Raw genomic sequence first — 7,854 nt, 5'->3', positions numbered from 1 at the left:
CTGTAGCTAAAAAACCAGTAGCTAAAAAAGCAGCTGTAGCTAAAAAACCGGTAGCAAAGAAAGCAGCAGCTAAAAAGACAACTAAGAAATAAATTATAAAAGACTAGAACTGTTACTATAACAGTTCTTTCTTTATTTTGAAAATATATATAAAGATAAATGATACTCTACGATATTATATAACTTTAACTTAGGTATTACTCTTGACAAAAAACAACGCAAAGACTAAACTATGATGTAGATACAAAGAACAAGATATGATTATTCAATTTTTGATAAGAGAGATAGCCGGATGGTGAAAGGTTATTGATGAAATGAATAATTACCACTTGGGAGTAGCATTTTCGAAAAAATGCCGGCAGCAACCGTTATTTGTTTGAGTGCTTAATCGTTTGATTAAGAATTAAGGTGGTACCGCGTTCATAACGTCCTTATTTTTAAGGATGTTTTTTTGTTAAGAGGAGGAAAATTATGATTAACATTAAAGAAAATGAAGAATTGAATGTTTTAAATCATAGCTGTGCACACTTATTGGCACAGGCTGTGAAGCGACTTTATCCACAAGCGATGTTTTGGGTAGGACCAGTTATCACAGATGGTTTCTACTATGATATTGATTTAGGTGATGTTTCACTTAAAGAAGAAGATTTAGAAAAAATTGAAAAAGAAATGAAAAAGATTTCTAAAGATGGCAAACGAATTGTTCGTGAAGAACTCTCAAAGCAAGAAGCTTTAGAAATGTTTAAAGATGATCCATATAAAGTTGATTTAATTTCTAATATGGATGAAGAAGATACAGTAATCACTTGTTATAGACAAGGCGAGTTTGTTGACCTTTGCCGCGGGCCTCATGTTGAAACAGTAAAAGAGTTAAAATATTTTAAACTTCTTAAGGTTTCTGGTGCTTATTGGAAAGGTGATGCCAAAAATAAAATGCTTCAACGTGTTTATGGCATTTGCTTTGCGAATGAAGAAGATCTTAAAGAACATTTATATTTATTAGAAGAAGCTAAGAAACGTGATCACAAAAAACTTGGCCGTGAATTGGATTTATTTATGATGAGTGAATATGCTCCAGGAATGCCTTTCTTCTTACCTAAGGGAATGATTATCAGAAATATTCTTGAACGTTTTTGGTATGATGAACATACAAAAGAAAACTATGTTTTCATAAAAACTCCGATTATGATGTCAAAAGAATTATGGGAAGTTTCTGGTCACTGGTATAATTATCGTGAAAATATGTATGTATCTATGGTTGATGAACGTGACTTTGCAATTAAACCAATGAACTGCCCAGGTAGCTTACTTGTATTCAAGAGTGGATTGCATTCTTACAAAGATTTACCACTTCGTATGGGAGAACTTGGTCAAGTTCATCGTCATGAAGCAAGTGGTGCTCTTAATGGATTATTCCGTGTGCGTACTTTCACACAAGATGATGCGCATATTTATATGACATATGATCAAATTGAAAGTGAAGTAGTTTCATTGATTGCATTTATCGACAGAATATATCGTGCGTTTGGACTTGAGTACTCAATTGAATTAAGTACTCGCCCTGAAGAAAAATATATTGGTGAAATTGAAGTATGGAATAAAAGTGAAGAAGCTCTTGCAAAAGCATGTAGGGCAGCAGGTAAAGATTATAAATTGAATCCTGGTGATGGTGCTTTCTATGGTCCAAAACTTGACTTCCATATTCGTGATTCATTAGGAAGAGTATGGCAATGCGGTACTATTCAATTAGATATGAACTTACCAGAAAGATTCGATTTAACTTATATTGATCCAAATGGTGAAAAAGTTCGTCCAGTTATGTTGCACCGTGTTATTTATGGTTCAATTGAACGTTTTATTGGTATACTAATTGAACACTTTGCTGGTGCATTCCCATTGTGGTTAGCTCCTGAACAAGTTGTTATTGTACCTGTACATCATGAAAATCATTTAGACTATGCACGAAAAGTTGAAGCTATTCTTAGTGCTAAAGGCATTAGGGTCAAAATAGATGCAAGAAATGAAAAATTAGGCTATCGTATTAGAGAAGCACAAACTCATAAAATACCAGTTCAACTAGTTGTAGGTGAAGGAGAAATTGCGAATAATTCTGTAAATGTACGACGTTATGGAAAGCAAGATCAAAAAACTTGTTCAATTGATGAATTAGTAAATGAGTTACTTCTAGAAATTGAAAATAAGGTGATAAACGCATGAAAAAATTATTGATGATTTTGTGTTCAGCATTCTTAATTGCTGGATGTACTACATCAAATCCGAGTGGTTCCGTTGCTACTCCAACAACAAGTCCAGAAGTTAAATCTGAGCCTGTTGTTCTAAATGTATTAGCTCCTCGTGGTGCAACTGCACTTGCAATGATTCCAGTTATTAAAAACGAAACTGCTAAGGTAACTTTCGTTGATGGAACTGATGTAATTCAAGCTGCATTCGTAAATCCGAATCCTGAGTACAGTATTATCGTAGCACCAACAAATCTTGGAGCGAAACTAGCACTTGGAGATAAAACAAAATATAAAATGCTGGGAGTAATTACTTGGGGAAATTTATATCTTGTTGGAAATGATGATAATGCATTACAACAAGAAGGAAATTTAGCTGCATTTGGTGAAGGAGCTGTTCCTGGACTTGTATTTGAAGCAACAAACAAAGATATTGTCCCTACAGTAACTTACTATAATGGTGTTGCAGATGCACAAGCTGCATTAATTAGTGAAAATGCTAATGTAGCATTATTGGCTGAACCTGCTGCAACAGCAACCATTGGTAAAATGAAAGAACAAGGAAAAGAAGTTAAAATTATTGGTGATTTACAAAAAGAATTCGCTACTATTTCAGGTAGTGAAGGGTATCCTCAAGCCGCTATTTATGTACTTGAAGATAAATACAATGAGAATAAAGAATTCTATGATAGTTTCATAACAACAATTGCTGATTATACTGCAAATATAAATGATTCTACTATGGATTCATTGAAATCAGATATAGAGGCAATAACACCAGAAGAACTAGGTGTTCCTAATGCAGAAATCGTTGCGAAGACATGGTCAAGAATGAATATTCGTTATGTTCCTGCCAAAGATGTTATTGATCAACTAAATACTTTTCTAGCATTATTTGATATTCAATCTGTTGATTCAGTTATAATCAAATAAATTTAGAATTGTAAGACTTTGTCTTGCAATTCTTTTTTTTATTTTTTAGTGAAAATGACCAATAAATAGTATATTTTTTTTGAATAACTGTTAAAAATTGATTTATATTTAATGAACTTGAATGTTTTTAAGAAGTTTTGCGAATAAATCATTTTTCTTATGAAGTATAAGTTAAAAAAACCTACAATTTTAGGCATTGCAATGATATAATAAATCTAGATTTATACTGTGAAAATAGGGAGTATTCATGAAAAAAGAACATGGTTTTACAATCTTGGTAATCATTGTAATTTGGCAATTTTTATCCATGACTGTGAATAACGATATTCTAATTCCATTTCCTATAGAAGTATTAAAAGACTTTAGTGATTTATTTACCAAAAATGTTTTCTATTCAAGTATTATTGCAACGATATATCGAGTACTACTAGGCTTTTTAATATCATTTGTCATAGCACTTATTCTTGCGATAATTGCTAACCGATATAAGCTGTTTAGAAATTGTTTTGAACCTATTCAGATTTTAGCAAAATCAATTCCAAACATTAGTTATATTATCATTGTTCTTGTTTGGTTAGGTTCAGAAAAAAGTGTAAGTGTGATTTGTTTCTTAATTCTTTTCCCAATATTCTACAATAACTTCTTGTTTGCGATGGATGAGGAACCCCAAGAATTAAAAGACGTTGAAAAAATATATCCAGAATCATTTCTTGAATTAACACGAGTTAAAACGATTCCGCTACTATTACCAACCATTCTTAGTACAAGTAAGATGGCTTTTGGTTTAGGTTTCAAAGTATCTGTTATGGCTGAAATTTTAGGACAGGTACAAGTTGGAATAGGGAGACAATTGTATATCGCTAGACAAAATTTAGATACAACTAGTTTGTTTGCTTGGACAATTGTTATCATCCTACTTTGTTTTATAATTGATTGGGTTTTCGATCAATTCATAAATAGAAAAAAACATGGAGGTTAATTATGGAAAAATTAAATGCTGAATCGATTCGTATAGTTGATGAGATTGTAGCAAAACACACTGGTCGCCAAGGTCCTGTTAAATTAATGTTGCATGATGTTCAACATGATTTAGGGTACATTCCATTTGAAGCAATGGAAAAAATTGCGATTGCGGCGAATACTTCTGTTGCAGAAGTATATGGCGTAGTAACATTCTATGCTCAATTTACAATTGAGCCAAAAGGTAAACATATCATTAATGTTTGCATGGGTACTGCTTGTTATGTAAAAGGTGCTCAAAACTTAGTGAATGATGTTATCAGCATGACAGGAGCAACTGTTAATGGCACAAGTGAAGATGGTTTATTTTCACTGGATGCAACTCGTTGTTTAGGTGCATGTGGATTAGCACCAGTAGTTATTATCGATGGTAAAGTTTATGGAAACGCTGATTCATCAAAAATTATTTCTGAAATTATTCAATCAATCTTAGACTCTGAAAAGAAACAACCTTTAGGAGCTTAATTATGTTAGCGAATGATATCGTTCAAAAATTAAACGCAACTGCTTTGGGTGTGTGGAATAAAAACCTCATGAACAAGGATTATAATTATGTTTTTGCGACTGATTTAATGAGCGATGCTCTGGCAATGATTAATAACTCTTGTGATAAAACCGTATTATTAACTGGTTTATGCAATGCACAATCACTACGAACAGCAGAAATGTTAGATTTGGAACTCATTATCTATGTACGAGGGAAAACACTTGATGAGAGTGTACTCCAATTAGCTATGGAAATGGGATTCAATGTATTCAAAACCGATTATTCAATGTTTGAAGCTTGCGGTATTCTTTACGAAGCAGGTATAAAAGCAAGTGATTAATCAAGAATTTTTAGTAGAACGTGATGATTATGCAAATGCCGGAAGAGTTTCAAGTCAAATCAAACAATTATTAAGTCAAATTGGTATACCTGTAGATATTCTAAGAAAAGTGGCAGTAGCCTGTTATGAAGCAGAAATAAATATGATTATTCATGCATGGGGTGGCACCATAACTTTAACTCTTCAAGAAGATGGAAAACTAACATTAGTATTTAAAGATCCTGGTCCAGGAATTCCAGATTTGGAAAAAGCAATGACACCTGGCTGGTCAACAGCAAGTGAAAAAGCTCGACAACTTGGATTTGGGGCAGGGATGGGTTTGTTCAATATCAAACGGGTATCAGATTACTTTGATATTCAAACTTCACCAACGGGAACAATACTAACGATTGGTTTTGAGGTAGCTTCATGAAAACAGTAATTAGTTATACATTAGAAAAGTGTCGTAAATGCATGAAGTGTTTAAAATCCTGTCCAACAGGAGCTGTTTTTATACAAAATCAACGGGTTGAAATTAATCATGATCGTTGTATTAATTGTGGTAAATGTATTGATGCTTGTTTAAATCAAGGTTTACAAGCAAAAGGAAGTACACTCGTTGATATAAAGAATTATGACTATTCAATTTGTTTAGTACCTAGTTCAATGATTTGTGACTATAAAACGCAAGAAGAAGTTGAAGAACTATTCTATGCAATTAAGTTACTAGGATTTGATGAAGTAGTTGATATATCAGATATAGAAGGTCAAGTTGTAAAAGAGGCTCAATTATTATCTGATGGGGAACCAGGTAAAAGTTATATTTCATCATTTTGTCCTGTTGTAAACAAATTGATTGAAGTTAAATATCCAATGTTATTGAGTAGTATTCTAGCAATCGATTATCCAAGTGAAATCGCTGCTCGACAATTACGAAAAAAATATAGTGACAAAGGAAAAATAGGTATATTTAATTGTTGCGAGTGTATTGCAAAATTGAATTTAGCGAAGTATCCTTATGGAAATTTTGAATTTGAAGTTGATCATGCATTGGCAATTGTAGATATTTTCCCATTTATCAAAGAAAATATGAAGAAGGGAAGAATTCCAGTTGTTTTATGTAGAGAAGGTTTACAAAGTTGTAGTCCAAATACAATGCTACAAAATCCTGACTATTTAATGGCTGATGGGTTTGATAAAATATCCAATATTTTAGAACATGCAGAATTTGGATTACTTAATGAATTTAATTTATTAACATTATTCCCTTGTTTTAATGGATGTTTAGGAGGAAATTTGTTATGGGGTAATAGTTACCTCATGCGTAATAACATTCATCAATTATGTCATGATAGACAGAAGCCGATAGCTGATTTACCCTTTGAGGAACTCTATGGTGAAAGTACAATCAATCAAGTAAATGATATGCGATCAATACAAGAGAAACTTGCTTTTTTCGCAAAAGTAAATCATCAACTTGAAGGACTACCAGGTTATGATTGTGGAGCATGTGGTTACCCAAGTTGTCGTACAATGGCAGAGGGAATAGCACTTGGATTTAAATCAAAAGAAGATTGTCGCATTTTACGAAATGAGGTGAAACAACATGAAAGTGAGTGAATTAGTCGAAAAATCTGGATGGAAGAATTGTTCAACAAATGAATCTCTCGATAAAGAAATACAAGGTGTTTATGTTGGTGATTTATTAAGTTGGGTAATGGGACGTGGACAGCCTGATGAAGCTTGGATTACGGTGCAATCACATTTGAATATTATTGCAGTTGCTGTATTAAGAGAATTTAGCTGCATCATCATTGCTGATTGTGTTGAGATTCCAGAAGAGGTTATAAATAAAGCAAAGGAAGAAAATATTGCTTTAATTAGTGCAAGTGGAACTGCGTTTGATTGTGCTAAAAAGTGTATTGAATTTGGTTTGTAATGTTTTACGATTTTCATATTCATAGTTGTTTATCACCATGTAGTGAAAATGATATGACACCCAATAATATTGTAAATATGGCACTACTTAAAGGACTAGACATGATTGCAATATGTGACCACAATACTACAAAGCAACAAAGAGCTATTCATGAGGTTGCCAAATTAAATTCATTTAAAATTATGTATGGAACAGAAATCCAAACAATTGAAGAAGTGCATGTATGTTGTTACTTCAAAACTTTAGAAGATATTGAAAACTTTCAACCTTGGATAGATTCAAAAAATATGAAGATTAAAAATAATGAGGCTTATTTTGGTCAACAGTTAATTTTAGATAGTGAAGATAACATCGTTGGTAAAGAAGAATATTTATTAATAACTTCATTGAATTGTACATTAAATGAGTTATGTGATGCAGTGCATCATGCAAATGGGAAAATTGTATTAGCCCATGCATTAGACCGTGCTAATAGCATTACCCATCAATTAGGATTTATACCACAAGATTGTGAATTTGATGGAATAGAAGTAAAAACGATTGAACAAATGAATGAAGTCTTAAGACGACATCCATGGATTCACAATACTACATGGTTTATGAATTCTGATGCACATCAACTCATTGATATCAGTGAACCTTGTAACTCCATGAGTTCAATTGAATTTCAAAATTTCTGGGGGTGATTTCAATGATGCAAGATTGCGCTATGCAAATTCTTGAGATTGTAATGAATAGTAATCATGCGAATTCTAAATTTATTGAAGTTCATATAGTTGATAGTATCAAAAACAATATGCTTGAATTTACTATCATTGATGATGGTAAGGGAATGGACGAAGAAACATGTAGGAAAGTAACTGATCCTTTTGTAACTTCACGAAGTTCAAGAAAAATTGGTATGGGACTTCCGTTT

The 7,854-nt window shown here is 32.5% G+C and carries 10 protein-coding genes and 1 other annotated feature; all 10 genes read left to right on the top strand.

Going from position 1 to position 7,854, the window contains the following annotated elements:
- The first annotated feature begins 237 nt into the window (after positions 1 to 237).
- Positions 238 to 436, top strand: a binding site (T-box leader).
- A gap of 35 nt (positions 437 to 471) precedes the next feature.
- A complete protein-coding gene (gene thrS / locus RSB60_RS10015; RefSeq protein WP_332616093.1) occupies positions 472 to 2,217 on the top strand; it encodes a threonine--tRNA ligase in 1,746 nt (581 codons plus the stop codon).
- A complete protein-coding gene (locus tag RSB60_RS10010; RefSeq protein ID WP_332616091.1) occupies positions 2,214 to 3,173 on the top strand; it encodes a hypothetical protein in 960 nt (319 codons plus the stop codon). The genes thrS and RSB60_RS10010 overlap by 4 nt, the downstream gene beginning before the upstream one ends.
- 247 nt (positions 3,174 to 3,420) lie before the next feature.
- On the top strand, positions 3,421 to 4,152 hold the full coding sequence (locus RSB60_RS10005; RefSeq protein ID WP_332490679.1) for an ABC transporter permease: 732 nt from the start codon (positions 3,421 to 3,423) through the stop codon (positions 4,150 to 4,152).
- 2 nt (positions 4,153 to 4,154) lie between these two features.
- Positions 4,155 to 4,658 carry an NADH-quinone oxidoreductase subunit NuoE family protein gene (locus RSB60_RS10000; protein ID WP_323381495.1) on the top strand — a complete coding sequence of 168 codons (504 nt, stop codon included), beginning with the start codon at positions 4,155 to 4,157 and terminating at the stop codon, positions 4,656 to 4,658.
- Positions 4,659 to 4,660: 2 nt separating this feature from the next.
- On the top strand, positions 4,661 to 5,020 hold the full coding sequence (locus RSB60_RS09995) for a hypothetical protein (protein ID WP_323381496.1): 360 nt from the start codon (positions 4,661 to 4,663) through the stop codon (positions 5,018 to 5,020).
- Positions 5,013 to 5,432: an ATP-binding protein gene (locus tag RSB60_RS09990; protein WP_323381497.1), complete on the top strand. Its 420-nt coding sequence runs from the start codon at positions 5,013 to 5,015 to the stop codon at positions 5,430 to 5,432. Before RSB60_RS09995 ends, RSB60_RS09990 begins: the two co-directional genes overlap by 8 nt.
- Positions 5,429 to 6,619, top strand: a complete 1,191-nt coding sequence (locus RSB60_RS09985; RefSeq protein ID WP_323381498.1) for a [Fe-Fe] hydrogenase large subunit C-terminal domain-containing protein — start codon at positions 5,429 to 5,431, stop codon at positions 6,617 to 6,619. Before RSB60_RS09990 ends, RSB60_RS09985 begins: the two co-directional genes overlap by 4 nt.
- Positions 6,606 to 6,938, top strand: a complete 333-nt coding sequence (locus RSB60_RS09980) for a hypothetical protein (RefSeq protein ID WP_323381499.1) — start codon at positions 6,606 to 6,608, stop codon at positions 6,936 to 6,938. Before RSB60_RS09985 ends, RSB60_RS09980 begins: the two co-directional genes overlap by 14 nt.
- Positions 6,938 to 7,624: a PHP domain-containing protein gene (locus RSB60_RS09975; protein ID WP_323381500.1), complete on the top strand. Its 687-nt coding sequence runs from the start codon at positions 6,938 to 6,940 to the stop codon at positions 7,622 to 7,624. Before RSB60_RS09980 ends, RSB60_RS09975 begins: the two co-directional genes overlap by 1 nt.
- Positions 7,625 to 7,629: 5 nt before the next feature.
- The coding region (locus tag RSB60_RS09970) for an ATP-binding protein (RefSeq protein ID WP_332616087.1) at positions 7,630 to 7,854 on the top strand (225 nt) is incomplete at its 3' end.

The organism is Anaerorhabdus sp., from assembly GCF_036657415.1.
GTDB lineage: Bacteria > Bacillota_I > Bacilli_A > Erysipelotrichales > Erysipelotrichaceae > Anaerorhabdus.
This window is presented reverse-complemented; position numbering and strand designations above follow the sequence as displayed.

Coding starts and splice junctions, on each gene's coding strand:
- thrS (WP_332616093.1), top strand. CDS start 472: ATGATTAACATTAAAGAAAATGAAGAATTGAATGTTTTAAATCATAGC.
- RSB60_RS10010 (WP_332616091.1), top strand. CDS start 2,214: ATGAAAAAATTATTGATGATTTTGTGTTCAGCATTCTTAATTGCTGGA.
- RSB60_RS10005 (WP_332490679.1), top strand. CDS start 3,421: ATGAAAAAAGAACATGGTTTTACAATCTTGGTAATCATTGTAATTTGG.
- RSB60_RS10000 (WP_323381495.1), top strand. CDS start 4,155: ATGGAAAAATTAAATGCTGAATCGATTCGTATAGTTGATGAGATTGTA.
- RSB60_RS09995 (WP_323381496.1), top strand. CDS start 4,661: ATGTTAGCGAATGATATCGTTCAAAAATTAAACGCAACTGCTTTGGGT.
- RSB60_RS09985 (WP_323381498.1), top strand. CDS start 5,429: ATGAAAACAGTAATTAGTTATACATTAGAAAAGTGTCGTAAATGCATG.
- RSB60_RS09980 (WP_323381499.1), top strand. CDS start 6,606: ATGAAAGTGAGTGAATTAGTCGAAAAATCTGGATGGAAGAATTGTTCA.
- RSB60_RS09975 (WP_323381500.1), top strand. CDS start 6,938: ATGTTTTACGATTTTCATATTCATAGTTGTTTATCACCATGTAGTGAA.